This is a genomic window from Cytobacillus kochii (assembly GCF_044790165.1).
Taxonomy (GTDB): domain Bacteria; phylum Bacillota; class Bacilli; order Bacillales; family Cytobacillaceae; genus Cytobacillus; species Cytobacillus kochii.
Window position 1 is genome coordinate 763099 of sequence record NZ_CP085254.1, and the last position, 26181, is coordinate 789279.

At 36.6% G+C, this 26181-nt stretch carries 27 protein-coding genes; 21 read left to right on the forward strand and 6 right to left on the reverse strand.

The genetic code is table 11. The annotated features are described in order from the left end of the window. The first annotated feature begins 178 nt into the window (after positions 1-178). The 3 genes from LG276_RS04155 to LG276_RS04165 all read left to right on the forward strand — a co-directional run bounded on the left by LG276_RS04155 (position 179) and on the right by LG276_RS04165 (position 3599). A complete protein-coding gene (locus LG276_RS04155; protein WP_404294386.1) occupies positions 179-313 on the forward strand; it encodes a GntR family transcriptional regulator in 135 nt (44 codons plus the stop codon). A 585-nt stretch (positions 314-898) separates the two neighbouring features. Then, positions 899-2290 carry a sodium/glutamate symporter gene (locus LG276_RS04160; protein WP_224934456.1) on the forward strand — a complete coding sequence of 464 codons (1392 nt, stop codon included), beginning with the start codon at positions 899-901 and terminating at the stop codon, positions 2288-2290. A 166-nt stretch (positions 2291-2456) separates the two neighbouring features. Beyond that, entirely contained in the window at positions 2457-3599 is a 1143-nt protein-coding gene (locus tag LG276_RS04165; protein ID WP_224934458.1) for an MFS transporter, read from the forward strand. Positions 3600-3668: 69 nt separating this feature from the next. Here LG276_RS04165 and LG276_RS04170 read toward each other — a convergent pair whose 3' ends face one another. Next, positions 3669-4808, reverse strand: coding sequence for an endonuclease (locus LG276_RS04170; protein ID WP_251162784.1), 1140 nt, complete (start codon positions 4806-4808; stop codon positions 3669-3671). Between the two features lie 188 nt (positions 4809-4996). On the opposite strand from LG276_RS04170, the gene LG276_RS04175 reads away from it, so the two are divergent. Together LG276_RS04175 and LG276_RS04180 are read left to right on the forward strand one after the other, a co-directional pair. After that, positions 4997-5368 carry a DUF3221 domain-containing protein gene (locus LG276_RS04175; RefSeq protein ID WP_224934462.1) on the forward strand — a complete coding sequence of 124 codons (372 nt, stop codon included), beginning with the start codon at positions 4997-4999 and terminating at the stop codon, positions 5366-5368. Next, positions 5365-5724 (forward strand): n-acetylglutamate synthase, encoded by a 360-nt coding sequence (locus LG276_RS04180; RefSeq protein ID WP_224934464.1) that lies wholly within the window; start codon positions 5365-5367, stop codon positions 5722-5724. Before LG276_RS04175 ends, LG276_RS04180 begins: the two co-directional genes overlap by 4 nt. Before the next feature lie 62 nt (positions 5725-5786). On the opposite strand, the gene LG276_RS04185 is transcribed toward LG276_RS04180, so the two are convergent. Both LG276_RS04185 and LG276_RS04190 read right to left on the reverse strand, forming a co-directional pair. Then, complete coding sequence (locus LG276_RS04185; RefSeq protein ID WP_251162783.1) at positions 5787-6569, reverse strand: cytochrome c oxidase assembly protein; 783 nt, start codon at positions 6567-6569, stop codon at positions 5787-5789. 18 nt (positions 6570-6587) lie between these two features. Beyond that, positions 6588-7064 carry a DUF2243 domain-containing protein gene (locus LG276_RS04190; RefSeq protein ID WP_373370942.1) on the reverse strand — a complete coding sequence of 159 codons (477 nt, stop codon included), beginning with the start codon at positions 7062-7064 and terminating at the stop codon, positions 6588-6590. 673 nt (positions 7065-7737) lie between these two features. Between LG276_RS04190 and LG276_RS04195 the strand changes: the two genes are divergently transcribed. Next, complete coding sequence (locus tag LG276_RS04195) at positions 7738-8202, forward strand: SRPBCC family protein (protein ID WP_251162782.1); 465 nt, start codon at positions 7738-7740, stop codon at positions 8200-8202. 240 nt (positions 8203-8442) lie between these two features. On the opposite strand, the gene LG276_RS04200 is transcribed toward LG276_RS04195, so the two are convergent. Further along, on the reverse strand, positions 8443-9468 hold the full coding sequence (locus tag LG276_RS04200; RefSeq protein ID WP_251162781.1) for a serine hydrolase: 1026 nt from the start codon (positions 9466-9468) through the stop codon (positions 8443-8445). Positions 9469-9940: 472 nt separating this feature from the next. On the opposite strand from LG276_RS04200, the gene LG276_RS04205 reads away from it, so the two are divergent. The 4 genes from LG276_RS04205 to LG276_RS04220 are packed head-to-tail and all read left to right on the forward strand — an operon-like array spanning position 9941 to position 13637. Continuing rightward, positions 9941-10438, forward strand: a complete 498-nt coding sequence (locus LG276_RS04205; RefSeq protein ID WP_224934472.1) for a PH domain-containing protein — start codon at positions 9941-9943, stop codon at positions 10436-10438. Continuing rightward, entirely contained in the window at positions 10438-11922 is a 1485-nt protein-coding gene (locus LG276_RS04210; protein ID WP_251162780.1) for a PH domain-containing protein, read from the forward strand. Before LG276_RS04205 ends, LG276_RS04210 begins: the two co-directional genes overlap by 1 nt. 16 nt (positions 11923-11938) lie before the next feature. Then, the gene (locus LG276_RS04215) at positions 11939-12910 is read left to right on the forward strand and encodes a zinc-binding dehydrogenase (protein WP_251162779.1); all 972 of its coding nucleotides are present in this window, start codon (positions 11939-11941) and stop codon (positions 12908-12910) included. Between the two features lie 19 nt (positions 12911-12929). After that, positions 12930-13637 (forward strand): DNA alkylation repair protein, encoded by a 708-nt coding sequence (locus LG276_RS04220; RefSeq protein ID WP_251162841.1) that lies wholly within the window; start codon positions 12930-12932, stop codon positions 13635-13637. Between the two features lie 83 nt (positions 13638-13720). On the opposite strand, the gene LG276_RS04225 is transcribed toward LG276_RS04220, so the two are convergent. Further along, complete coding sequence (locus LG276_RS04225; RefSeq protein WP_251162778.1) at positions 13721-14296, reverse strand: hypothetical protein; 576 nt, start codon at positions 14294-14296, stop codon at positions 13721-13723. 438 nt (positions 14297-14734) lie between these two features. On the opposite strand from LG276_RS04225, the gene LG276_RS04230 reads away from it, so the two are divergent. The 11 genes from LG276_RS04230 (at position 14735) to LG276_RS04280 (ending at position 24853) form a co-directional block, all read left to right on the forward strand. Continuing rightward, positions 14735-16297, forward strand: coding sequence for an ABC transporter substrate-binding protein (locus tag LG276_RS04230; RefSeq protein ID WP_251162777.1), 1563 nt, complete (start codon positions 14735-14737; stop codon positions 16295-16297). An 80-nt stretch (positions 16298-16377) separates the two neighbouring features. Beyond that, on the forward strand, positions 16378-17295 hold the full coding sequence (locus LG276_RS04235; RefSeq protein ID WP_095370522.1) for an ABC transporter permease: 918 nt from the start codon (positions 16378-16380) through the stop codon (positions 17293-17295). Between the two features lie 15 nt (positions 17296-17310). After that, positions 17311-18219 (forward strand): ABC transporter permease, encoded by a 909-nt coding sequence (locus tag LG276_RS04240; RefSeq protein ID WP_263624067.1) that lies wholly within the window; start codon positions 17311-17313, stop codon positions 18217-18219. A 15-nt stretch (positions 18220-18234) separates the two neighbouring features. Then, positions 18235-19212, forward strand: coding sequence for an ABC transporter ATP-binding protein (locus tag LG276_RS04245; protein WP_224934482.1), 978 nt, complete (start codon positions 18235-18237; stop codon positions 19210-19212). A 7-nt stretch (positions 19213-19219) separates the two neighbouring features. Next, a complete protein-coding gene (locus LG276_RS04250; protein ID WP_224934484.1) occupies positions 19220-20218 on the forward strand; it encodes an ABC transporter ATP-binding protein in 999 nt (332 codons plus the stop codon). A gap of 20 nt (positions 20219-20238) precedes the next feature. Beyond that, on the forward strand, positions 20239-21372 hold the full coding sequence (locus tag LG276_RS04255; protein ID WP_224934487.1) for a M20 family metallopeptidase: 1134 nt from the start codon (positions 20239-20241) through the stop codon (positions 21370-21372). 252 nt (positions 21373-21624) lie between these two features. Further along, positions 21625-22275, forward strand: a complete 651-nt coding sequence (locus tag LG276_RS04260; protein ID WP_224934489.1) for a protein kinase family protein — start codon at positions 21625-21627, stop codon at positions 22273-22275. Positions 22276-22969: 694 nt separating this feature from the next. Further along, positions 22970-23122: a hypothetical protein gene (locus LG276_RS04265; RefSeq protein ID WP_224934491.1), complete on the forward strand. Its 153-nt coding sequence runs from the start codon at positions 22970-22972 to the stop codon at positions 23120-23122. Between the two features lie 26 nt (positions 23123-23148). Further along, positions 23149-23298, forward strand: coding sequence for a hypothetical protein (locus tag LG276_RS04270; RefSeq protein WP_224934493.1), 150 nt, complete (start codon positions 23149-23151; stop codon positions 23296-23298). Between the two features lie 305 nt (positions 23299-23603). Next, positions 23604-24407 carry a nucleotidyltransferase gene (locus LG276_RS04275; protein ID WP_224934495.1) on the forward strand — a complete coding sequence of 268 codons (804 nt, stop codon included), beginning with the start codon at positions 23604-23606 and terminating at the stop codon, positions 24405-24407. Between the two features lie 314 nt (positions 24408-24721). Beyond that, positions 24722-24853, forward strand: coding sequence for an anti-repressor SinI family protein (locus LG276_RS04280; protein WP_224934497.1), 132 nt, complete (start codon positions 24722-24724; stop codon positions 24851-24853). Positions 24854-24868: 15 nt separating this feature from the next. Here LG276_RS04280 and LG276_RS04285 read toward each other — a convergent pair whose 3' ends face one another. Further along, entirely contained in the window at positions 24869-25984 is a 1116-nt protein-coding gene (locus LG276_RS04285) for a response regulator (protein WP_224934499.1), read from the reverse strand. Between the last annotated feature and the right edge of the window lie 197 nt (positions 25985-26181).

Sequence of the window (26181 nt, forward strand, 5' to 3'; positions counted from 1 at the left end):
AGATTCATTGCGTCTCTCTATGTGATAGGTATCATAGAAGCTATAACTGTGATCACATATCACATAATGGAGGTGACGATCCCATAAATGCATATAAGCGAAGAAATTACCGTCCCCACATTTTCTCAAGAAGTGTATAAATGTCTCCGGTATATTCCCACCAGGTAGAAGAGTTTCTATTAGAAAATTAGCTGACCAATTGAATGTCAGTACAATGCCGGTTAAAGAAGCATTAAATAAATTACATCAGAAGGCTTTTTTCATTTTGAACGGAGGAGTATTTTTGTTAGCCAGCTTTCATCGCAATAATTAATTGAATTATATGGATTACTTTAGAGAAAATGGCCTTGGAATGGTCGTATAGACATTATGAAGGTTCCTTTGAAGAAATCAATGAGTTGATTCAAAAAGATAATCCAGACATAGAACTTGCCTCTTAAAAAATTTAAGCAGAATTACAAATTGAGTTTGTTTATGGAATGGATGCAGCTGAAAATGGAATCGGCACGATGTCAGAAGAGCGTTGGGAGACGCTGATTGACCCGCTATGATGAAGGATTGATGGATGAGAAGTTCGGCTGCAGAAGAAGTCTTTACTACTAAATGGTGTCCGAAAGAAGAGTAAGTGATTCGATACACTTACTCTTCTTTGTTGTTTCTTCTCAGGAATTGTTGAATGAAACGGTTTGTATGGGAAAAACTCACAATAGCCGTTTTTTTATTTAGCTCTCTTTGGGGCAGGTAGTTCTTCGGTGGTCTCGGAATAGATGGAATTATTTTATTTATTCTCTCATGTGACAAGTTTATTCGGCATGTAGTATAATTCACGGGTCACTCTCTATAGGTTTCCCTAGAAGAAAAATGGGGAAATTAAATGAAATACAAAGGGGATGAATAAATGGACTTAACGATTGCTGCTTTTTCAGTTCTTATCCTGGCGATTATTTTAGTGCTTGGTAAATGGGTAAGAATTAAAGTGAAATTACTTCAAAGATTGTTTTTACCAACATCATTAATTGCGGGTTTTATTGCACTTATATTAGGACCAGAAATACTAGGAAGGCTACTTGGACGCGAAGGTGGAATTTTTACATCTGAGATGGTCGAAGTTTGGGCTAGTCTGCCAGGCCTTTTAATTAATATTGTTTTTGCATGTCTTTTTATAGGGTTTAAATTACCTAATCCCAAAAAAATGTGGCGGATTGGTGGGCCGCATATTGCTTTAGGTTATACACTCTCTTTTGCTCAATATGTAGTGGGTATTTTACTTGCTATCACCATCATTACACCTCTTTTTGGACTTAGTCCTGCTGCAGGCGCCTTAATTGAGATTGCCTTTGTTGGTGGTCATGGAACAGCGGCGGGTTTACAAGGGACATTTACTTCTTTAGGTTTTGAAGAAGGTTATGATTTGGCAATTGGTTTGTCGACAGTCGGTATTCTTGCAGGTATCATCGTAGGGATGATTTTAATCAATTGGGGAGCACGTAATGGCAAATCTAAAACATTGAGTCACCCTGATGAGATTTCTGTAGAGGAGCAGTCAGGTATTATTAAGGTCGATAATCGTTCATCAGCGGGTCTGCAAACTACTTCGCCGATGTCTATTGAGCCGTTAACGCTTCATATTGGATTTGTTGGGCTATCTATTTTTATTGGGTTCTTATTATTGGAAGCGTTTCAATGGCTTGAGGCTGTTACTTATGGGCCAGCTATAGGTGTTTATTTATTTGAATATGTTCCTTTATTTCCATTCGCAATGATAGGGGGAATATTGTTACAATTATTCTTATCCAAATTTGACCGTTATCAATTAGTTGATCGCGAATTAATTAATCGTATTCAAGGTGTAGCTCTTGATTTCCTAATCATTAGTGCGATGGCTTCACTTAGTCTACAGGTCATTGGTGAGAATTTCATTCCGTTCATTATTTTAGCGATTGCTGGAATTGTCTTGAATGTAGGGTTATTCTTATATCTGGGTCCTCGTATGATACCTGAGTATTGGTTTGAAAGAGGATTAGGAGATTTCGGACAGTCTACAGGTGTGGCTGCAACAGGAATTATGCTAATGAAAACAGTCGATCCAGAGAACAAATCGCCAGCACTCAATGCCTTTGGCTATAAACAAATTGTATTTGAACCGATGGTAGGTGGCGGGCTTATTACAGCTGCAGCCGTTCCATTTATTATTCAGTTTGGAGCAATTCCTGTATTAATTGTCAGTACAATTTTAATGATTATCTTTTGGATAATAGGCGTAAAAGTGTTTGGTAAGAAGAAAAAGTGAGTGATTGACAATCCATGTTCAAAATGATAAATTATTTTTGTTTATAAATGAATAATGGCGACATGGCTATGGGCGTCATGTTAGCGAATTCGCATAGAATATGTTTGAATGCAGCGCCTCCCGCTTTTATAGGGAGCGCTGCCTTTTTGCGTGGAGGGAAGGTCAGATGGATAAAAGAGTGTATTTACTAACCATAATTACTTTTATTGTCGGTTTGGTTGAGTTAATTATTGCGGGCATCTTGCCACTTATTGCAACGGATTTAGGTGTGTCGCTTGGTGAAGTGGGGATGTTGATCTCTTTGTTTTCATTAAGCTTTGCCATATCTGGTCCTGTACTATTATCTTTAACAGCGAAGATAGAGAGAAAGCGGTTATTTCTATTCGTTCTCTTTGTTTTCTTCTTATCTAATTTAATGATTGTTGTTATGGACGGTTATGTATCTTTGTTGGTTGGAAGAGTAATATCGGCTATGTGTGCGGCTCTTCTTATTTCATTATGTCTCACGATTGCTTCACAAATTAGTGGTGAAAAATATCGAGCGAGAGCGATTGGTATTGTACTGATGGGGGTCAGTGCGTCCCTTGTTTTTGGAATTCCATTCGGCTTGTGGTTAGGTAATGAATATAGCTGGAGAGCGCCGTTCTTGTTTATTTCGATTCTGACATTAATCATCATGATTGTTGTTTATTTTGCATTAGGTCCAATAGAGGCGAAAAGAGGTTTACCTTTAAAGGAACAGTTAAAAGCATTAAAAAATAGAAAGATTGTACTCGTTCAACTGACATCGATTCTCTTTTTTGCCGGTCATATGAGTCTATATGCGTATTTAACACCCTTTCTTAGTGAGACGATGAGTATTACTGGTAATTCGCTTAGTTTGATTTACCTTATTATTGGTATCGTTGCTGTATGTGGTAGTTTTTTAGGTGGGCAGATTACGGATCGCTTAGGTGCGAAACGATCTATTATCATCGTACTTTCTGCTTTTATTGTTACGATTATCCTTATCCCGTATTTGCAGTTTTCTCTTGCTTTGTTTATTTGTGCACTATTGTTATGGAATTTATTAAGTTGGTCTTTGCAGCCCGCTATCCAGAGCTATCTTGTATCTGCTGCGCCAGAAACGTCTGATATTCAACAAAGTTTAAATAATTCAGGGGTTCATGTTGGTATGGCTATTGGTTCAACTGTTGGTGGAATCATCATCGATCAATATCATGTGGAGATCAATCCTCTTATTGCAGGGGGTTTTACATGTATCGCCTTGCTCATTATCTTGGCCGCATTTAAGCAAAAGCGTAAATGAAAATAAAAAAGCAGCCTTCAAATTGAGACTCTTAGAGTCAGAATTGAAGACTGCTTTTCTTTTCCTTAATTAATTCCAAATTTCTTCAACCCATTCAGGGTGATCGATAAATGGATTACGATTATGTTGATAGTCATTATAGATAATATCATTTCTTTGTCGTTCTAAGTCATCTACAGGGTCTAAGTTATGCCACTCAATTAACGTTGAGAGTTTGCCGTGATAGGGAGCTGAACCGTTGCTTACGCGGTCGTTCACCTCTAAATCCAGTTCGCCACTGTCGCCTTCATAACGGACATCCATATAGAAAATCATTCTCGCGACATCCCCTTTTACTTCATCACGTGGTTCCCAAGAATCATTATCCGTAAAGGTATCAGGTGCTTCACCTTGTGGAGATCCGCCATTATCAAAATCTTTGTTACCACGAGAGCCATTCACTGATACATCTGTGGGGCGTAGATGATGTAGGTCTGTTCCAGGACCCATAGATGTTCCGAAATCGCCATGCGATTTAGCCCACACATGTTCTCTGTTCCATTCATCTGAATTTCCACCGTTCGTTGATTTACTTTGTGATCTGCCTGTGTATAGAAGGATGACGTTATTCGTATTATTTGGATCTTCATCCGTTGCCTTTAATGCTTCCCAAACGGCACTATAGGAAATTTCGGTATGGTCATCAATGATATTGTGTAACGCGGTTTTTAATGCTTCGCCTGTTTTTCCAGTTGCAGAATCATAATAAGAACCAGGGGCATTATTTTCCTCATCAGGTCCTTCAGGTTCCTCTTCTTCGGATTGTTTGATCATTTCAGCTGTGTTTTTCAATCCAGGATGTGAATAGTACGCTGTGAGATTGCCGGTTACAGTTATTTTTTCACCAAGTAATTCGGGGTTGCTCTTAAGACCGAACTGTGTGCGGAATTGTGAGGGAATCTGAATATAAAGCATATTAGCAGTATTTGTTTCTGTGCGAGAATCAGCAATAGCTAAGGAGTAATCATCTGGATAGTTGCCCGTAATTACCGTATTGGCTGAGGTAGGCTTACCTACTATATAGCCTTCCACCGATTGTACAGAGTTATTTTGCACGTCGATGGCTTGTGATACTGGTAAGGTAGCAGCAGATATTTGCGAAGAATCGAATGATAGAGTAGAAAAGAAAACGAGAAAAGCGACAATAGATAACTTTAAGAATCTACGCATATTATCCTCCTTTAATTTTTTTATTGTATTCTGCTTCATCTTACCATTTTTCTGTTAAAATATTTTTAATAATAAGTAAATTTAGGGGGCGTTGATAAAAATAAGAAAATCTACTCGGCTTGTTTGCAGGAGAATAGAACTTGTTTAGAGGGAATGTATGGTGAAAGTAGGTGGTAAGGAGGTAGAGGATGAAAATCTTACGAAAGTATCTCATCTGTACTTTAGCTCTTTTCCTCATTATTAGTATTGGAGGGTTTCTTTTCTTTACATATACGCCGACCTACAAGGGTGTCATTATAGAAAGTGGGCAATCTATTTGGGTTGTGCCGAATGCTGAAAATATTAAATACAAATCAAAACAAGAGTTAAGAGAAACATACATGTATCAAGGAGTTGAATTCACATTACCAACTTATATGTCAGAAAAAAAGGTAGGTCAATTGTCAGTCGGTGATGAAGTAATCATCTACTTTAGTGGGGAGATAAGAGCTTCTGCACCTGGAGGCGGAGATGCTTATTGGGTCTCTTTAATAAAAAGTGAGAGCGAGGAATCAAATTGATTAATTATAACGGAAAGAAATTTGTATCAATAGAGAATACAAATAATGGTGAAGTCTCTGATCAAACTTATTTTGATTATAGTCAAGAGGGGAATATCCTATCTGCTAGCTACTATGGCGGACAGATTAGAAAAGGAACGTTAATCGGTATTGTAAATGAGGATGGTTCTTTATTGTTTAACTATAATCATGTAAATAGTAAAGATGAAGTAAGAGGTGGTACTTGTTCTTCAACGCCTGAATACCTTCCAGATGGGCGAATGAGATTACATGAACAATGGCAATGGAACGATGCAGATCAAACCGAAGGGCAATCGGTTATTGAGGAAATGAAAAAAGAATCGAAAGTATATTGATAGGAAGGCTAGTGGATTGCACTATTACTGCAAAAAGAGTCCACTAGCTATTCAAATTCTGATTACACAGAATGAGGTTGATACCTTTTAGGCTTTGTCACTTTAAACCATTGATAACAGAAAATAATAATAATCACTAGGTCAACAATATCGCCTCCATAATACATAATCATGCTTCCTTTTTCAGCTTCCATTCTTTCTACACTTGAAGGAGGGTAACCATAAAAAGATTTGGCTAGAATCTGATGTCCAGCGAGAGCTAAAATAAGTATAATGGCTCGAAATTGAAAACTATAACCTTGGTGAAGCTTATCAATATAGATGATTGATGCTGTGAAAAAATAACCAGCTAGGAAGATATGTGCATGAATGACGGTGTACAACACCATTGAATGATGCATCATTGTGAATAATTCCGTTCGATATAATAACCAAAGTCCACCAATATTTAACACCGTAGTAAATAGGGGATTTAATAAAAGGTGAAATGGTCTCATTTTTAAGGTAGTAGTCACTTTTCTAGCCGTTTTTACAGGTAATGAACGTAGTAGGAGCGTTACTGGTTTTGCTAGTACCATAAATAGTGGGCCAATCATGCCTAAAAGTAAATGGGCAACCATATGGACACTGAAAAATTGGTGTGATGCCTCTGCTAAAGGACCAACAACTGCTAATATACAAAGTACATTTCCACAAATCCAACATGCTGTGTGATACCATGGCCACTGACGGTAAGATTGATTAGATTTGATGACAGCGATTCCATAGAGAATGATTAAAAGAAAAAAAGGAGTCGCTAAAATAAATGAAAGAATGGTTATGTCAAAGTGTTGTTGAGCAGGCATAGTGTCCCCCTTTTAGCTTTACTTACTTTGTGACTGACTAGTTTTTCGGATGATAATGATTCCGATAATCGTAATCACTGCAGCAGTGATATTCCATACCAAATCATAAGGTAGCACATCAACTCCGTAGCGAATTTGATGTAATTTGAACACTTTATGTTGAATTAAACCATCGTATAAATTAAATAAACCAATACCTAATATAGCCCCGCCAATCCATCTTTTTTTCCACCAAGATTCTCTTCTGCGTAAGTCAGCCACCATAAACAGACTTGCTACTGTAGCGAACCAACTAAACGCATGGAATAACCCATCAGAAAGTAATCCGATCTTTGTTGTGGATTGATCATAAAAATGATGCCAACTTAATAGTTGGTGAAATACCATCTCATCAATAAATGCAACCAAACCAAGTCCGAAGAGAATACCAGAGATGAGATTGTATGTTGAGTGCTTAGTTATGTTCTGTTGGAATTCCTTATGTTCGCCTTTAATTGAATTATCGATAGTATCAGCTCATTTCTGTAAGGTATTTCCTCTATTTTTCCCGAGTGTTTAAACTCTAAACATATATAGAAGTGTAAGTTTATAATGAATTTGAAATTGATTCGATATTCATAGGAAGTATTTATAGCAATTGGTTGTTATTGTGAATTAAAAGGAACCTAACTTCGCTAAGGTAGTTAGGCATTTTGGAGTAGCTATGAAATTTTCATTACTAGCTTCCACGATATACTTGGTATCCCCAAGGTGAAATGAGAAGGGAGACGTGATTATCCATATCTACATTTGACACTCCGAACGAACAGGGACTGCCTCTAAGAATGGTAGGTCGGGGAGGGGGATTTCTTTTTCACGTCTAGTAAGTAGTGGAGCATCTAAGCGGCCGTTCGAACGAGCATTCTCTTCCACCTTGAATACCTGTCGCTAAAATAACTTTGCGTGCAAGAAGGGAACGGAAGGTTCTTCTGATTGGTTGATATGTGGAGAAGTATACTTCGTAACGAGCTTCCGAGGAATGTCATAGATAAATAGTCTTTCTTCTTGCAAAGAGTTTATGAATATGAATCGATTGCATAGTAAAAATGAATGGTTAGTTTAACAAATTTTCCCTAAATAGGTTATAATTATATTTGGGTGTTTATTAAATTATTTAGGAGAAAGACAAATGAAAGAAATACAATGTTATAGATTTGAAGCAGAGATTGAGGCAGATATAGATTTAGTTTTTGAATGTCTTAATAAAGATCAACATGTATTAAAATGGAATACACAAATCATTGAAAATCATTATGATGGAGATGAAAGTGATTTAAAAGAAGGCTCGATGTTCACTACAAGGCAAAAAATTGGAAAAAAGGTGTATGAGTTACAAGCTGTTTATTCTAAGTATGATCCACCTTTTTATGCTGTAGTAGAGACGAAGACGAAAGAAGGAATAAGTAGGACAGAATACATTCTCGAAATCCTCCCAGAAGGAACAAAGTTTATAGCGAATGTTACATTGATTCCATCAAACTGGATCTATAAATTAGTTACTAATATGATGAAATGGTCATTTAAATATGTTTATGATGACCAGTTTAATCAGTATATAGAATATATTTATCAAGTTGAATATGAGAGAAGATGAAGTATAAGCTGAGAGTAGCCCTTTTTCTGGCTACTTTTTTTATGATAAAAAAAGGTTTTACGCTAGAATCAGTTCATTCAGAGGATGATCCTTTTACATGTTACTTCGTATAGGTCTATAAGGAGAAGAATTATGAAAAGGAGTGAGAATATGAGAGGAAAAGTGTATTTCTCTTAGATTTTGAAAAATTTAAAAAGAAAGATAAGAGCTAATAGTGAAAAATTAGCTCCTATTCACCTTTTACTGATTAAATATTATATTTTCCATTTCTTTAAGAATTTCAAAAGCCCCTTCTGATTTATTTGAGCAAACAACGATGGTAAGAGCTTGATTTGGATAATGTACTGATCGATAATTAACTCCTGGATCATATCCCATCTGAATATATTTCACGATACCCAGTTCGTTTGATTCCATATAACCACCATAACCGTAAAAGATATCTTCTTCCACATTTACTTGAGGAATCAATAAGTTACGAGTCATATCTTTTGTTAAGAGTTTGCCATTCATTAACGATTCCCAGAATATCCCCATATCAATTGCAGTAACATAGGCACCGCCATCAGGTCCACCTTTTACAGGTAGTGAGTAAATGTTCGATCTCAACGTTCCATCTGGTTTTTCCAAATATCCCAATGAAACGCTTTCGGGTAGTTCATCCATTGAAAAATATCCTGAGTCAGTCATGCCAGCTATTTCAAAAATATTTTTATTGATATAGTCAACAAAATTCATGCCACTGATATGTTCAATAATAAGGCCTAAAATAATATAGCCAGTATTATTGTATTTAAAAGGGCTATTCACTTTGGTTTTCATTTTTTTATATTGAAACATTGGCAAAAAGTCTTTTACAGAACGAATCTGATACATTGGCCTATCTTTCCAAAGGTCTTCATAATCATCCATTTCATCTTCGTCAAAATAATCCGGAATGCCAGATGTATGAGTTAGTAAATGATGAATGGTAATTTCTTTATCAAAATATGGAAATTTAATATCTAAACAATCGATGATTTTCGTGTCAAATGCGATTTTACCTTCTTCTACCAACTTACAAATTGCAACAGATGTAAAAATCTTACTACCAGATGCAATTGAAAAGCGAGTATGTGAATGATTTTTGATTTTTTCAGAATGGATTGCGTAACCAAAGTTCTCTGTAAATATTGTACGATCATGCTTCCGTACACAAATACTCCCGGAAAATTGCACTTCCTGTTGCATTTTTGTTAGACTATTCCACTTCGTTTGTTTATCCAATTTTAATTCCTCCTGAATGTGTATTCCATCTAAAAAATCGAATTCATATAATGAGGCACATTCAATTAACTTCTTCAAATTTGATAAAGAATCATTTTGCTCTCCTCCTTCTCTTTTGAGCATAGCATTTTTCAATTTGTTATTACGATGATATATATTAATTTTATACAAAAATAGACAAAAAGAGTAGGAGTTTATAGAGCAGATAAGCTGATTCAAACGCTACTCACTTTATATATTTTAGAAATGAAACTCAGGACCAAAGAGGCAAGTTGTGGAACAGAAGATAATAGCTATATCATGTTTACAAAAATGTAGCAAGGTTTTTAGAGTTTTGTACTAGTGAAAAACTTTATATTTCTTTTCGTTTTAACTCTTGTTACTCTGATTATATCTTGCAAAATGATAACAAATGAAACTAACCCCCGCTTCTAACCGTATATTAGTAAAATCATACAGAAGGAGAATAAAGATGGATATAGATTTACCAATACCAAAGCAGAGATTATCTAAGAATAGTATAAAAGCGATGCTAATTAGTGAACTAATTGGGAATGCGATATGGTTGCCAATTCTTGCTATACTTTTTTACGTTGACGCTCGATTTGATTGGTGGGATTGGGTAGGATGGGTTCTATGGGTTGTCCTTGGTCTTACTATTTTATCTATGATTTATTCATTAACCATTCAACCATACCTATTATATAAAAACTTCCGTTATGAAGTAGATGAGGAATTCTTGCAGATTAAGCAAGGAGTGTTTATAGAAAAATATGAATTAGTACCAATGACAAAGATCCAATCTGTGGCAACGAATCAAGGACCGGTACAGAGAAGGTATCAATTATATGGTCTTTCTGTCGAAACGATGAGCTCAACCCATACAATCCCTATGCTATCAAAGGAAATAGCGATGCAACTGAGAAATACGATTGCTTATTATGCAAAAATAAAGGAAGTAGATGAATAATGGATTATAGACGATATTCTCGCTTAACCATTGCTTTTCATATATGGGGTGTTTTGAAGTTTTTCTTTTTTGCTTTTCTTTACTTATTTATATTTAATCGAGAGGCCGATTGGATTGGTTACGGTAGAATTATTGCCGCCATACTTCTTATTCTTTCTATTATTTTTGTTATCTTTAAATGGCTGACTACAACTTATAAGATCGATGAGGTCGCTTTTTACTTGCGTGAAGGCTTTTTCACAAAACATAAACGAACCATTCCTTTTAGTAAGGTTCAAAATGTAAATAGACATACGACTTTTCTACATAAATTAATAGGAAAGACCTCCTTGAAGTTTGAGACAGGTATGTCTGGTGATGGCGGGACAATAAAATTCGAGGTGCTTTCTAAAGAAGAAGCGGACCATTTAGAAGACTGGATAGAAAAAAGTACACGCAATATCAATGTGTCCGAAAGTGAAGAGGAAAAGGTAGAAGAATATATAGAAGATAGAAAACTGCATTTTGCTGCCAGCAAGAAGGATATTATGAAAGCTTCAATGACGTCATTAAGCTTTTTGCTTTTAATTCCAGCTTTAGGCTCACTGTTTTTTATGATCAATGATTTTATTAATGTCGAGAAAGAAGCCGAAGGTGCCATTCACTTTATATTAAGTGCCTGGTGGTTAACGGCACTTGTTGTTATTTTTCTTATTGTGGCTTCAACGATATTTGGCATGATAAAAACATATATAAAATATGGTAATTATCGAATTTATTCAGATGATGATAGGATTTATATCTCTAGAGGCGTACTAGATGAAGTAAGCTTTTCTATTTCAAAGGAAAAGGTCCAAGCTGTCGAAATAACGCAAACGTTAATGAAAAGAATTTTACGTATTGCAGAAGTGAAACTAACGAGTGCTGGTCAGACAGGAGGAGGAGGCGGGGATTCCTCAATGGAGACAAGCTCTTTGTTCCCCTTTTTACCGCAGAAGGATGCCTTTCGTCTAATATCTGAAATCTTACCAGACTATGAAGTAGAAGAAGAGATGCACAAGCTTCCGAAAAATGCTCTTTTTGCCAGGTTGTTGAAACCTAGTTGGCTCTGGATGATTGCAACGGCATTATTATATTATTTCCAACCCAATGTGTTAAATATGAATATGCCATGGTGGTTGTTTTCATTGCTTTTACTTATTTTAGTTGTTTTACTAAGGGTCCTAGATTACTATAATAGCCGCTATGTGTTGAATGAGCGTTTTATTCAATTAAAGACTGGGAGCTTAGCAACGACATTATTTCTAACTAGACGTGATAAAGTGATTGAAATTGAGATGAATAGGGGCCCCCTCGAGAAATTACTAGGCATTGCTAAGATTACGACTATCAATCGAGCGCAACCTGTGCGACACACTCACATGTATGGTGTGCCCGAATCCTTCCGTTTAGCGTTTTATCAATGGTATAAGAAGAGAGGATCAGAAATTGAATTAAAACAATAGATAGGGTGAATGTAAAATGAAAGCCGTAGTGATAGAATCGTATGGTTCCTCAGACGTATTGCAAGTAATGGATATAGACATACCACGGCCTTCTGCTCATGAAGTGCTCATAAAAGTGGATAAAACAAGTGTGAACTACGCTGATATTAAAAATCGTCAAGGGTTGAAGAAGAAAATGGAAGGCCCCAAGATTCTTGGTCTTGAAGCAGCAGGAACGATTGCCGAGGTAGGTTCTGAAGTCAAGATACTTAAAGTGGGGCAAAGAGTAGTAGCTTTTCCTGAAAAAGGGTCCTATGCGCAATATACTGTGGCAAACGAAGCACTTACATTTGTCCTCCCAAACGAAATTGATTTTACTACTGCAGCAGCAAGCCCTATTGTTTCTTTTTTATCTTACCAATTATTGAAGGACATCGCACGAATGCAATTAGGAGAGACTGTACTCATTCATGCAGCAGCTGGTGGTGTAGGTTCTACAGCCATCCAAATGGCAAAGTTATTTGGTGCGAAAACAGTAATTGGTACGGTTAGCAGGGAAGAGAAGTTTTCCACTGTGTTGGCAGCAGGGGCTGATTTGGCCATCACTTATGAGGATTTTTCTTCAAAAGTTAATGAATACATCGATGGAGATGGGGTTAATCTTATCTTAGATTCTGTTTCTGGCTCTGTATTTGAGGAAAGCTTTGCTTGTTTAACTCCATATGGGAGGATTGTGCACTTTGGCAATACGAGTAATCAAACGGGTAGGATCCCAACAACTGCTCTCCATAGCAGTTGTCGTTCAGTCCTTGGTTTTAGTTTTGGTACGACAAGAAAGAAAAGGCCGGAAACGATCAAGCCCGTTGCTGATGAAGTATTTAAGTTATTGGTAAACGGGGATGTACAAGTGAAAGTAGGGGCAGAATACTCCTTGTATGAAGTGAAAAAAGCACATGATATGATAGAGAATAGAGAGAATACTGGGAAAATCGTCTTAACAGTATCCTAGAAGAGGAGTGTTTTAGTTGATGGATTTCAATGAGGTAATGAATGAATTAGAAGCATTAGGAAAAGAGCGAACGAAAAAAATTTATCTCTCAAACGGTGCACATGAGCCCCTTTTTGGTGTCGCAACTGGAGCGATGAAACCGTTTGCGAAGAAAATAAAAATTGATCAATCATTAGCTGAGGAGTTATATGCAACAGGAAATTATGATGCGATGTACTTTGCGGGCATTATTGCCGACCCAAAAGCATTGACAAAGGAAGATTTTAATCGTTGGGTAGACGATGCGTATTTTTATATGCTTTCAGACTATGTCGTAGCGGTTACTTTATCCGAATCACCGATTGCCGAGGAAGTTGCCGATGAATGGATTGCCAGTGGGGATGAGCTGAGAATGTCAGCTGGTTGGAGTTGTTATTGTTGGTTATTAGGTAATCGGAAAGACGACGAATTTGTCACGAGCAAATTATCGGATATGCTAGATCAGGTGCAGGCGGACATTTATGACGCACCTATAAGAACAAAGGTATCAATGAATAACTTCTTATATACCGTTGCGATCTCCTATATTCCTCTAAGTGAAAAAGCAGCTGAAGTGGCAGAGGATATCGGAGCTATCGAAATCAAAAGAGAGAAAAAGAAAAATAGCGTCCTTCATGCTTATGAAAATATTCAAAAAGACTTAGATAAAGGTCGTCTAGGGTTTAAGCGGAAATATGTAAGATGTTAAAAGTCAAATGATGTCGGGATCAATTCTATTGATTCCGGCTTTTTTGTTGGTTTTCTAATGCATTAACAGGTTTACATATATCTCTACGAATACATCAAGCCATAAATCAGAAGAGAAGTGTTGGTATTTGAGATTTGCGCACCTATCAAGCCATAAATCAGAAGAGAAGTGTTGGTATTTGAGATTTGCGCACCTATCAAGCCATAAATCAGAAGAGAAGTGTTGGTATTTGAGATTTGCGCACCTATCAAGCCATAAATTAGAAGAGAAGTGTTGGTATCTGAGATTTGCGAACCCATTAAGCCATAAATCAGAAGAGAAGTGTTGGTATCTGAGATTTGCGAATACATCAAGCCATAAATCAGAAGAGAAGTGTTGGTATCTGAGATTTGCGAACCCATTAAGCCATAAATCAGAAGAGAAGTGTTGGTATCTGAGATTTGCGAACCCACCAAGCCATAAATCTGAAGAGAAGTGTTGGTATCTGAGATTTGCGAACCCACCAAGCCATAAATTAGAAGAGAAGTGTTTGTATCTGAGATTTGCGAACCCATTAAGCCATAAATCAGAAGAGAAGTGTTGGTATCTGAGATTTGCGCACCTATCAAGCCATAAATCAGAAGAGAAGTGTTGGTATCTGAGATTTGCGAACCTATCAAGCCATAAATCAGAAGAGAAGTGTTGGTATCTGAGATTTACGAACCTATCAAGCCATAAATCAGAAGAGAAGTGTTCAAATTTAGGATTTACGCACACTCCATGCATTTTTATCATTTAACAAAAATTTCTAATTAAGATTAATTAAAATATATGCAATCCCCGTATTGTCTACAATGAATGGACATCCCGTATGACTAAGAAAAGATAATTATCCCCTCTTTAAGTTCTTCCCATAACATCGCAATAACCAAACTTTTTTTCAATCTTACTTTCCCTTACATTTCATAATATTCCCCTTCTGCAGATTTTCTTTTGTTCGTATTAAAATCTGTTTGACACCATATCCTTAACAATTTTTATCATAGTTTTGCTTATACGTTTATAAACTGATGAAAAGGGCTTGCCTATAAAAAAATAAGCGTATAGGGGGAAACAATTTGAAGCGAAGTGTTTGGAGGAAGATTGTCCTGTTAGTCGTTGTTGCCATCGCTCTAGCTGGTTGTTCTGGAGGTGGCTCAGAGGTAGGTGGCGCTGTCACAGAGAAGGGAAATGATCGTGTATTAACAGTGGCAGTTGGAACGGATATGGTGACATTTGATATTCATGACCATAATAATACGTCGACGGAAGCGATTCATGTGAATATGTTTAATTATTTATTTAAAAAAGATAAGGATGGCAATATTCATCCAGAACTTGCCACCGGCTATGAGAAAATCGATGACTTGACCTATCAGGTAAAACTAAAGGAAGGTGTCACTTTTCATAACGGTGATCCTCTCACAGCGGAGGATGTGAAATTTACGTTAGAAAGAGTAGCGAAAGATGACACTTTGCAGGAGTACCCCAATTATAAGCAGATAAAAGAAATTCAAGTGATTGATGAGCTCACTTTCAATATTGTGACACAATCACCAGAGCCTTCCTTATTCCACCGTTTATCCAGACTTGGTTCAGGTATCTTGCCTAAGAACTATATTGAAGAGAATGGTTGGGAGCATTTTCTATCTAATCCCGTTGGTACAGGTCCATTTCAATTCAAAGAATGGAAACGTGATAATCGCATCGTTTTCACACCCTATGAGAATTATTTCGCAGGAAAAGTAGAAGAATGGGATGAGCTTGTTTTCCGAGTTATTCCAGAAAACTCGACAAGAGTGTCAGAGCTTTTAACAGGTGGGGTTGATATGGCTGTTAATATTCCTCCGTCTGATTGGGAACGAGTGAATAGTAATGAGGGGACATCTATTGTACAAGAAAGGTCAAACCGAGTCGTAATGCTAATATTGCGGGCGACAGAAGGGCTTCCGACTGCTGATGTCCGTGTACGTCAGGCACTAGACTTTGCTATTAATAACAAGGCGATTACCGATAATGTCTTGCAAGGTGGAGGTATTCCAACAAGAACAAGAGTAGGTCCAGGTAATTTCGGGCATCATCCTGACCTTTATGATACTTACAATTATGATATTGAAAAAGCAAAAGCATTACTAGCTGAGGCAGGTTATCCAGATGGCTTTGAAATGACTTTGCATTCACCGAAAGGGCGCTATTTACAAGATGCAGAAGTGGCAGAAATGATAGCGGGTATGCTTGCGGAAATTAATGTGAAAGTAAATATCGAGTTCATGGAATGGAGTAATTTTGTTGAAATGCGTACGGCTAACGAGAATAAGGATGCTTATTTAATTGGTCTAGGTAATTCCATGTTTGACGGTGCTTACTCGGTCGATTGGTATCGTGCTGAACGTTTTGAAGGCCATACAGATTATAAGAATGATCGAATCGAAGAATTACTCGCTACCTCTGCCGTCAATATGAATGAGGAAGAACGAGCCAAGCAAATACAAGAAATTGAAGCGATTGCGGCTGAAGAGGTGCCACATATTATGCTTCATGAGGAAAAAATCAATATCGGTGTAAATGATGCGATTGATTTTGTTCCTACCCCAGATGAAATGATTTATGCACCAACTATTAAAAGGAAAGCAAGTGAATAAAAAAAGCTGATATTTGTGGGTGAATGGGTGGTTCCATCCATTTACCCATCTCTATTACTTTTCGCTATAGGGGGACAATAGTGGGCAAATATATTATGAGACGATTACTTCAAATTATACCGGTGTTGTTTATCATTTCTTTTATCGTGTTTTGCCTTGTTTATGTGGCAGGCGATCCTGTTGCATTAATGTTACCTGAAGATGCGAGTCAAGAGGATATATTACAACTTCGTGAATCACTCGGGTTAAATGAGCCTTTTTATATTCAATATTTCAACTATATGGTCGGACTTGCTCAACTTGATTTTGGTGAATCATTTCGTTATAACACGAGTGCCTTACCTATTGTGCTGGAGCGCTTACCGGCGACAATTGAATTAGCTGTAGCAGCTATGATTGTGGCCATAATGATAGCTATCCCTCTTGGTATTTGGTCGGCGACGAAGAAGAATTCTGCTATCGACGTCGTAGCGACAGGGGGAGCGGTCATTTGGAAGGCGATGCCGAATTTTTGGTTAGGGATTATGCTCATTTTAATTTTCTCAGTCATGTTAGGATGGTTCCCGGTTTCAGGGCGGGGTACATGGAGTCATCTGATCTTACCGGCAATTACGCTTGGCACAGGGATTGCTGCTGAGATGACACGGTTTATTCGCTCAAGTATGTTAGAAATTATGAACCAAGACTATGTTCGTACGGCAAGAAGTAAAGGGTTAAAAGAGTTTTTTGTTATCCATAAGCATGCTTTTCGTAATGCCCTTATTCCAGTTGTTACGATTACCGCGCTACAAACCTCAACTGTTGTTGGCGGCACATTAATAACCGAGAGCGTATTTTCATGGCCAGGATTAGGACAACTACTCATTCAAGCAGTGAATACAAGGGATATGGCAATCGTACAGGCTAGTGTGTTTATTATTGCATTTATTGTTATTGCTATGAATCTACTAGCAGATATTCTTTATAAATTATTGGATCCCCGCATTACATTTCGCTAAGGAGGAGTGGTTGTTTTGGAATCAAAGGAAAACCAATGGTCAGATGTCTTAGTGAAAAGTAAGCAGGGTCACCTCAAGCGGTGGCTCAGATTATTATTAAAAAGTAAGACCGGTACTATTGGCTTACTAATCGTATTACTCATTATTTTTATAGCGATATTTGCAAAGTTATTAGCACCCCATGATCCGAACCAGATTAATGCGGCAATGATGTTGAAACCCCCGGCTTGGGTAGAAGGTGGGGATACTGACTATATTTTAGGAACAGACAATCTTGGTAGAGATATTTTAAGCAGAATAATATATGGCTCACAAATTTCTTTAGTTGTTGGGGTTGCCTCTGTCATTTTGGCAGGCATTATTGGTATTTTTATCGGTCTCGTTTCAGGTTTTTATGGTGGTTTCCTAGATAATATTTTAATGAGAATAGTTGATTCCTTTCTAGCGATACCAACCATCCTCTTTGCGCTTGTCATTTTGACTGTTTTTGGTCCAAGTGCGCTTACGTTGATTGTTGTATTAGGTGTGACCAATTGGGTGCAGTACGCTCGTTTAATACGAGGAGAAGTGCTGTCTTTAAAAGAAAGAGAGTTCGTCAGGGCTGCAAGGTCTATGGGAGTGAGGGATCATAAGATTATCCTAAAACATTTATTGCCAAATGTGATATCCCCGTTCATTGTCATTTCTACATTAAGCGTAGCAACCACGATTATATTAGAAGCTTCTTTAAGTTTTCTAGGTTTAGGAATTCAACCACCGACCATTTCTTGGGGTGGCATTTTAAGTGATGGTAGAGATTATGTAGCAACCAGTTGGTGGTTGGCGGCATTTCCTGGTTTAGCGATAACGATCACCGTCCTAGGCATGATTTTCTTAGGTGATTGGCTAAGAGATGTGTTAGACCCGAGAGAAAAGAAAGTGTAGGAGGAGGGAAATGCGTTGGGCCGAGAGAGCTTGTTAGAAGTGCGTAATTTGAAGACTTATTTTTATACGGAAGATGGTGTGATTCCTTCAGTTGACGGTGTGTCATTTACGATAAAGAAAGGCGAGACTGTTGCTGTTGTAGGTGAGTCAGGCAGTGGTAAAAGTGTAACATCTTTATCTATTATGGGGTTGCTAGATGCTGCTGGAAAAATTGAAAGTGGCACCATCATATTTGAAGGTAATGATATAACAAAACTATCAAAAAAAGATCGAAGGAAATTACGCGGAAATGAGATGGCGATGATATTTCAAGAACCACTCACCTCTCTTAATCCTTTATTTACAGTTGGTAATCAAATTTCTGAAGCAATTAAAATCCATCAAAAAGTAGATAAAAAAGAGGCGAAAAAGAGAAGTATCGAGATTTTAAAAAAAGTAGGCATAGCTCGTGCGGAGAAGGTATATCACTCTTATCCTCATCTATTAAGTGGGGGCATGCGTCAACGTGTAATGATTGCAATTGCCTTATCATGTAACCCGAAACTATTAATTGCAGATGAGCCGACAACCGCACTCGATGTAACTATCCAAGCGCAAATACTCCAATTAATGAAAGAGCTGATAAAAGACAAGCAAACTTCTATTCTATTTATTACACATGATTTAGGCGTGGTAGCTGAGATGGCTGATCAAGTGATTGTTATGTATGCCGGTCAAGTTGTTGAATATACGGATGTGTTTACACTTTTTAAGGAAGCGGCTCATCCTTATACGAAGAGTTTATTAGCTAGTACGCCTAAAATCCACGAACAAACAGAAAAACTGCAAGTCATCGAAGGAACTGTACCCAATCCGAATGCTATGCCAAGTGGATGTCGCTTTCATACACGTTGTCCATATGTAATGGAAAAATGTATGAACAATGAGCCCGTACTTACAAATATCCATACCCGTCATCAAGTGAAGTGCTGGTTATATGAAGAGGAGGGGTGACAAAGACATGACAGTTATTTTAAGTGTAAGGGGTTTAAAGAAATATTTTGATGTGACTGAAGGGTGGTGGAAGAAGGAAAAACAATACTTAAAGGCAGTTGACCACATATCCTTCGATGTGAACCATGGAGAAACATTAGGGATTGTTGGGGAGTCTGGGTGTGGGAAATCAACAACAGGTAATTTGATTATGCAGCTGTTAGAAAAAACAGAAGGAGAAATCATATTCCAAGGAGTAGACCTTTCCACTCTATCCAAACAACAGCTAAGAAAGAAACGGGCGGAAATGCAGATGATTTTCCAGGACCCCTTTTCCTCGTTAAATCCTCGGATGAAAGTATTTGATATTATTGCAGAACCGTTATTGACCCATCTGAACTTAAGTAGTGAAAAATTGAAGGAAGAAGTTTTGTCGTTAATGGATCAGGTAGGTCTTGATCGTTCATATATTCACCGCTACCCCCATGAGTTTAGTGGTGGTCAGAGACAAAGAATCGGCATTGCTCGGGCCATTGCATTACAACCTAAGCTCATTATTTGTGATGAGCCTGTATCTGCTTTAGACGTTTCCATTCAATCACAAATCCTTAATTTAATGTCTAAACTACAGAAAGAGTTACGATTAACCTTTATATTTATTGCACACGGCCTACCAGCGGTTAAATATATTAGTGATAAAATTGCGGTCATGTATCTGGGGAAAATTGTTGAACTAACCACAAAAGAAAAACTCTTTTCAAAACCCCTGCATCCGTATACAGAGGGACTTTTATCAGCAGTTCCCCTTCCTGACCCGATGTTAAGGAATAAAAAAGACGGAGTTATTTTGGAGGGTGATATTCCAAGCCCAACAAATATTCCTTCCGGCTGTCGTTTTCATCCACGGTGTCCACATGCACAAGAAAAATGTAAGAACGAGGAACCAACATTTATTGCCCATGAGGAAGAACACTATGTTGCCTGCCATTTTCCATTAAAAGAGGGTGTTGGTGTGTTGGAAAAATAGATAAAGGAGATGTATAAAAGGTGGAGGGATATATACAACAGCGAAAAATAGAAATGCTGCAATTAATTGAAAAACTGGTCAATATTGATAGTGGTTCATATGTAAAGAAAGGGATAGATGAAATCGGGAGAATTTTACAGAAAAAATACGAAGAAATTGGATTTGTTGTAGAGGTGAAAACAGAAGCAAAATACGGCAATCACCTTGTTATTCGACATGAGCATAGTCTGCACCCCAAAATTATACTGGTGGCCCATATGGATACGGTTTTTCCTGAAGGTACGGTGAAGAAGCGTCCGTTTCAAATGAAAGGAAGCAGAGCTTATGGACCTGGTGTCGTTGATATGAAGTCGAGTTTAGTTGAGCTTTTATATGCAATGAAAGCATTAGTTCACTGTGGGTCAAATGCCTGTGAGAACGTGCAAATTATCTTAAATGGTGATGAGGAAATTGGTTCACCGTCATCGCGTGAATTAATAGAGGAACAATCTATGGGAAAAGAATATGCACTGATTATGGAGCCGGCCAGAAAAGATGGTTCACTTGTGACAGCAAGAAGAGGCGGGGGAAGATATAAGCTAATGATTAAAGGCAAAGCCGCCCATTCAGGTATTGAACCAGAAAAGGGAAGGAGTGCGATTGAAGAACTAGCTTATAAAATCATCCAGCTGCATAATTTAACAAATCATGAACAAGGCATTAGCGTTAACGTAGGCATCATTTCTGGTGGTTCTTCTGTTAATACCATTTCTGATAATGCCGTCGCTCATATTGATATTCGCATCACTGAGAAAGAACAAGCACAAGAATTAGAAAAGAAGATTAAAAGAATATGTGCCAATACAGAAGTGAGAGGAACGGAAATTCAATTAGAAGGGGCAATTAGCAGACCACCAATGGAATACAACGAGCAAACAGAAAAGCTATTACACATTATTCAAGAAGTAGGCGAAGAAATTGGTCTTCATGTCCATAATACTGCAACGGGTGGGGGTGGTGATGCCTCTTTCACTTCAGCAACGGGTGTGCCTACGGTTGATGGTCTAGGTCCAGTTGGTGGGAATGCTCATAGTAAAGAGGAGTATATTGAAATTGACACATTAACAGAAAGAACCATTCTTCTTGCAAAGACAATTGAGCGTTTGTCCCGATGATTTTTTTTGGAAGCTACCACTCGTTTGGTAGCTTTCATTATGGAGTTGTGAGGTCATATCCTAAAGGTCATTCAGAAGTATAAGTTGTAAATTTTTTGTATCAATTATTACAGTAAAGTAATTTTCTTCTCTATATGTATACATTTTTACTCGAAGGGACCTTAAAATTTGTAGGTGATGCCCAATCTATACTAAACTACTCTAAAGCGAACATCATAAAGTTATGTTGTTCCTTCAAATGAGGTGATTAGAATGGAATTTAATCAGCTAGCGAGCAGCGTAGTAATTGAAATGGTAGAGGGACGCCCCTCTTTAAAATCATATAGTGACCAGCTAGAACTGATTGGTGTTGGAAGAAGCGCTTTTGTTTTCAAAATTACGAAGCAAGCGATTGCTATAAAAGTATACTTCCCGCAAATGGAAGATATCGCTAAGGTGGAAGCGGCAAATTATCAACGAATTCAAGGTAATCCCTATTATCCACATCTTTATGATTATGGGGATGCTTATATTGTCATCGACTATATAGAAGGCTTTACGCTCTTCCAATGCTTAGAGAAAGGTATTCATATAACATCAGAACATATAGAGTCTGTCCAATTAGCCTTACGTTCAGCTACAGAAGCAGGCCTGAAGCCGTCAGATATACATTTGCGCAACATTATGATTGATCGAAACGGTAATATAAAACTAATTGATATTGCTCGTTTTAATTCGAAAAACATCGATAAACAATGGACAGACTTACAGAATGCGTACTACCGATATTACGCCAACAAATGGTTCCCGAAAAAAATCCCTACAGTCATCTTGAATTTCATAGCCGACATATATAAAAAGAGATTTCTTCCAATGTCTGTAAGAAAAGTGATTTTTCAGGATAAAAATGGGATACATGTATAATAGAATGATAAAATCAAACATGAACAACTCCTGCAAAAAGGAGTGTTCATGTTTTTTTGTTTTTATAGAAAGTGGGATTGGTTCTGGAGTCATAGGGGACACCTGAAGCCCAAGCGAAACCAAGTGAAATTGAAAGCCATGAAAAGAAATTGTTAGATCTGTAAACAGTGTAATGTCTAAGACTATGTATGTTGATGAAAATAAAGTTAAGATGAGCAAAACAGAAGAGAAAAGCTTTATTGAAATCAGGTGAATTGAAGACGGAATCTTTTTAAGATGCGATATCATACAAAGGAACTGTTCAAGGATGAAGTTGAATATTCAGTTTCCTGCAAATCTGTTAAGATGAACAATGAAGATGTCGTAGAAGATGTTGACTCATTGTATATAGTTTTGCAGTAGACAGGGAATATAAAAGTGTTTTTGAATGAAGCGGAAATATGGACGAAAACCATTTTGTTGCATCCAAGGTTTGGCTTGACGGACTATTGTTCAATAGTATAAAAAAGACATTAGTGAAGAAGTCCATGTTAATGAACATGCTTCTACAGAAGAAGTATGAAGCTCAGTTCACGAACAACGTGAAAGCCAGGGTTTAAGTACAGTTGGAAAAGATAAATCTGACAATCAAATAGTAGCTAAAGCAAGTTTAGGCGAAAGATGGGATTGTACTCAGTCTTGTGTAGCGTCTAAGGTGTTTGTATTTGCAGCAATTGTGGGTGTTTGTGGAGTGGCTTGTATCGCTGCTGTTTCAGCTGCAGCAGGAACAGCTTGCTATGCATGTATAAACACTGCTGGTATTCTCGGAGCTACAACAGTTCTTAACTGTTTCCAAGATTGTAGTTGATTCACTAAACAGTTAGGGTGATAAGAATGATGAAAATCATGTTTTTGCTTGCAGCATTCAGTGTAGGCCTATTTGCATTCTTAGATAAGCATTTTTGGGGCTTGATGCTTGGGCTTGCATTCTTTTTTATCGGTTTATTTTTCATTAAGCCACGCTTTAAAAAAAATGATGAATAACGTAATGGCTATTTAGGGTTTCGATGTCAAAACGCATTTATACCATGAAAATGAGGAGTATTTACATTTTCTTGAATTAGACCAATTCTTTTTTCAGTATGAGGAATTTTGCTGTAGATGATTTACTTTTATATGTTCAATGAGAGAACTTACGAAGCTGGTAGTGATGTTTTAATGTATAAATGCTATTATTAAATTGATTTAAAGGATGGAAGGAGCATTACTTATGTGTTGTGCATGTTTTCCAGTTGTGAAAGAACACTCTATCTTAAATTGAAAAATAAACAATAGATAGAGGGGTTTATATGTTATTTCAAAAAAAATTAATTGAGCGTGTTAAAAATAAATGTGAGTTAGACAATCATATAGCTTCTGCACTGATGTACGGCTCTTTTACCAAAGGTGAAGGTGATCAATATTCTGATGTTGAGTTTTATATCTTCATTAAAAATCACATGAACGCTAATTTTGATTCAAATAATTGGATTAAAGAATTATTTCCAGTCGAATTAATATTCTTCAATGAATATGGTACACAAGTAGCTATATTTAGTAACCTTGTGCGTGGAGAATTTCACTTTCTACCTGAACAAAAGATGGGTGTCATTAAAGACTTTAAACCTACAGGGGTATTTCCAAATCCAGAGAAAATGTTTATTTATGATAGCACCAATAAACTGTTTCCTCTTTTAGAATACCTTAATGGAGACGATCCAATAAGAAAAACAGATGAAAATATAAATTTTGCTTTTAATAGTTTTGTTAATAATTGGATATTTGGTATGAACGTGCTAAAAAGAGGGGAATATGCTCGATCACTAGAAATTCTCAATGGTGTTCAAAAACAAATTTTGCAACTCATGAGAATACAAGAAGATACTGTAGAACGTTGGTTAAATGCCACTAAAAATCTTGAAAAAGACTTGAGTAAACGTTCATATGAAAAATTTAGGGCGATTACTGCTAATCTTAATGAGAAAAGTATAAAACAAGCATATACTAATTCAATTATATTAGCCGAGAGTTTACACGTAGATTTATCAAAAGAGTATACAGTAGGAATTGAACAACGACTACTATCCCAGCTTCATACACTTTTAATAGATTAATTCAGTGAGCTTCCTAAACATTAGGGAGCTCTTTTTTTAAATGATTCAACTAACTCAAACTCTTACTTATGCCCTATTTATCCTTACTATTGAATCAATTTGGTTTCTGATTAAATATGATTTAAGGGTGAAATAAAAGAAGAAGTGAAGAAAGCCTTATTTGCAGGCTCTGTTCACTTCTTTTATTTTACCTATACTATTCACTTCATGAAATGCTTATTTTCACTCCAAGTTTTTAAAAATTTAAGAGAGTTTTAAGAGAATGATTATATAAAGGATATAAACAAAAAATTATGAAGTGGGTGAACGGTATAATGAGTATGTGCAAGGATGATAAACAATTAGACGCTGAATGGGTTCATCTAATATTAAAAGCGAAAGAGATTGGTTTAACGATAGATGAAGTAAAGACATTTTTAAAAACGGTCAAGACTGAAGCCAAGTAAATAATCGACTTTTCTTTATTTATTAATTTCTTGGTATAAATTAATTAAAATTGGGTCCGGGTCTATATTTAGATCGGTAGAGAGTAAGGCTTTATAATTTTTATATAATAGGATCGCTTCATTCCGATTTCCTTTTTTTATTAAAAGGTTCATGGTTTGCTGAATATTTTTATCCATATAAGGATTCAATTTGCGTTGCAAGCTAAGGTAAAACAGGGCTTTATCTGTATGGTTAATGTAATAATACTCAATAATACTGTCTAACAAGTACATAGTAATAGTAAGTTTTTCCTGTGCGATATCATTTGCCCAATCGTAATAATTCCATTGCATGTATGAACCGGTATATTGACTTATTGCTTCTTCTGCACTACTAATGGATTTAATATCATTCTTTTTGAAACTATGTATAGCCTCATTAAATATTTTTAAATCTGAATGGATATCCGGAATGGATAAGATATAGCTCTGATTGGCAAACTTAATACAATTTGAATAACCAAGAGTGTTTAACATTTTTCTTAAGTATGTTAGACATGTATGAAGGTTTATCTTGGCTTTTTTACTATCTTGATTTGGCCATATGTTTTCAATTAGATAATCTCGGTGGACGTATGTATCCATATAAGTAAAGAGGAATGCAAATAATTCCTTTACTTTAGCTGTTTTAAATTGAAGTGGCTCCTTATTTAGAAAAACGTTAAACTCGCCGAAGCATTGAATAAAAAGTGGTATTTTTTCTTTTGGAGCTTCATCCTTTCTATTTTTCTTAATTTTTTCTATTAATCTGTTAACCGTCGTTTTTAATCTTTTGGGCATAACAGGTTTCAATAAATAATCAATAGAATTAATTTCAAATGCTTTGACAGCATGCTGGGCATGGGCTGTAACAAAAACAATAAATATGGATTCATCAATCGATAAAATAGATTCAGCTAAATCTAAGCCGTTGCCTTCAGTTAACTCGATATCTAAAAAAGCAACATCTATCATTTCTTGTTTTATATCTTCTAGAATATTTGTCTGTTGCGAATAAGCCTTAACAATTTCAATTTCCGGAAATGCATGCAATTGTTTAGTTAATAAATCAAGAGAAAGCTTCTCATCATCTACTAAAATGGCTTTAATCATCTAACGACTCCTTTGAGAAATTATTGGTGATATTATACAATGAACAAAAAATAGGGATAACTATAGCGTTTTCAACTAATTGAAACTTTCATTCTCCCGAGTGGACCTAGAGTATTTGTCTTATAGGATTAAGATACTTAACTTAGTAATTGTAATCTAGGTTACTTTGCTTCAGTAGAATCATTGATTTTTATAAA